The organism is Aquimarina sp. RZ0 (genome assembly GCF_008370685.1).
Lineage (GTDB): Bacteria > Bacteroidota > Bacteroidia > Flavobacteriales > Flavobacteriaceae > Aquimarina.
In genome coordinates this window covers 1-1,954 of sequence record NZ_VTZU01000189.1, presented here as the reverse complement: position 1 = coordinate 1,954, position 1,954 = coordinate 1, and the positions used below count along the sequence as shown (strand labels likewise).

The 1,954-nt window shown below is 35.3% G+C and carries 2 protein-coding genes; both read left to right on the top strand.

The window, feature by feature from the left end; all coding sequences use genetic code 11:
- On the top strand, positions 1-293 hold a 293-nt coding region (locus F0000_RS27125), incomplete at its 5' end, for a phosphopantetheine-binding protein (protein ID WP_149627826.1).
- The coding region (locus F0000_RS27120; protein ID WP_255452919.1) for a condensation domain-containing protein at positions 293-1,954 on the top strand (1,662 nt) is incomplete at its 3' end. The genes F0000_RS27125 and F0000_RS27120, both read left to right, overlap by 1 nt.

The following is a 1,954-nucleotide window of genomic DNA, read 5'->3' as shown; positions in this document are numbered from 1 at the left end:
CGGAGTATGTAGCTCCCAGAAATGAAATAGAAGTGCAGTTGACAGAGATCTGGCAGGAGTTGTTGGGCGTGGATAAGATAGGTATTTATGATAATTTTTTTGAATTGGGCGGTCATAGTTTGTTGGCTACTCGTCTGGTTTCTATGATTCGTAGGGATATGCATAAAGAAGTATTCATCAGAGCTATTTTTGAGTATTCGAGTTTAGTTAAATTAGGTAATCATATTAGGTATATTGAACTATTTGAGAATACCAAGGATGATAAAATTTATAAAAGAAGAATAGAATTATAATGGAAAATAAAGTTTTGAATATAATTGAAAGAGCTTTAGAAAGTGAGATTGATCTAAAAGTAGAAGATGATAAATTAATATTAAATTTTGAGAACGATGAAATAGATAATAAATTGTTGGAAGATATTAAGGCTCAAAAAGAATTTATTATTAAATTTATTAAAGACTACAATAGTCAAAACACCTCTAAAACAAAGGTTTTATTACCATTGATTAGCGTAGAAGAACATCCAGACCGTATTCCTTTAAGTTATGGCCAGGAGCGATTCTGGTTTTTGGATCAATTACAAGGTAGTTTAGAGTATCATATTCCTGTTATATTAGAGCTGAGAGGTAGTTTAGATCGGTCTATTTTGAGTAGTTCATTGAAGGCTATTGTTTCAAGACATGAGGTTTTACGTACAGTTATCAGTTCAGAAGAGGGTATTGGTTATCAAGAGGTATTAGGATCAGACTTGTGGGAATTAGAACATCAAGAGTTCATTGGAGATTCTGATAGTTTAGAAGCAGCTGTTTTGACTTATATAAACAGGGCTTTTGATTTGAGTAGTGATTATATGTTTCGTTCGTGTTTATATGATTTAGGAGCTGATAGGTATATCCTTGTAGGCGTATTTCATCATATTTCCAGTGATGGTTGGTCGAGTGATATTTTAGTAGGTGAGTTTTTAGAATTGTATCGTGCCTCTCAAGCGGATAGGGAAGCTGATTTAGGGGTTTTACCATTTCAATATTCAGATTATGCTTTGTGGCAAAAGAGGTATGTATCGGGAACTGTTTTGGAATCAGAATTATCGTATTGGGAATCACAATTGTCTGGGGTAGTACCTTTGGTTTTACCTACAGATTATGTACGCCCACCAGTCCAGAGTCATTCAGGATCTGTTGTCTCTTTTACATTAGATAGTGATTTACCCCAAAGTTTATTGTCGTTAAGTCAGGAATCAGGAGCGACTCTGTTTATGACCTTATTAGCCTCTTTTAAGATATTATTGAGTCGTTATAGTGGTGAGTCAGATATTTGTGTGGGTACGCCCATTGCCAATAGAACTCAGTCAGGATTGGAAGGTATGATTGGTTTCTTTGTCAATACGTTGGCTTTACGCAACACTGTAGATTCAAGACAGTCCTTTCGAGACTTTTTAATGAGTGTTAAACAAACGACCTTGAATGGTTATGATCATCAACTGGCACCTTTTGAGAAGGTTGTAGATCGTGTTGTAGAGACTCGTGATATGAGCAGGTCTCCTTTGTTTGATGTTCTGTTTGTATTGGAGAACATTGGTGATAATACTCAGGATATAACATTGGAAGGGCTGGATATAGCTCCTTATGAAGGGATAGCAGATACTACGTCTCAGTTTGATTTGACCTTTACTTTAAGAGAGACCTCAGAAGGTTTAGAGTTATCGATAGAATACTGTACAGATCTTTTTACAGAAGCTACCATCCAAAGGATGTGTATCCATTATCAGGAGTTATTGTCTAGTATTGTAGTTGCCCCTGATGCTAACTTAGGAGCTTTATCGATACTTACTAAGGAGGAAGAACATCAATTATTAGAAGTTTTTAATGATACAGTGGTTGATTATCCAACAGATAAGACGATAGTTGATTTATTTGAGGATCAGGTTTTGAAGACGCCAAATCATATTGCAGTA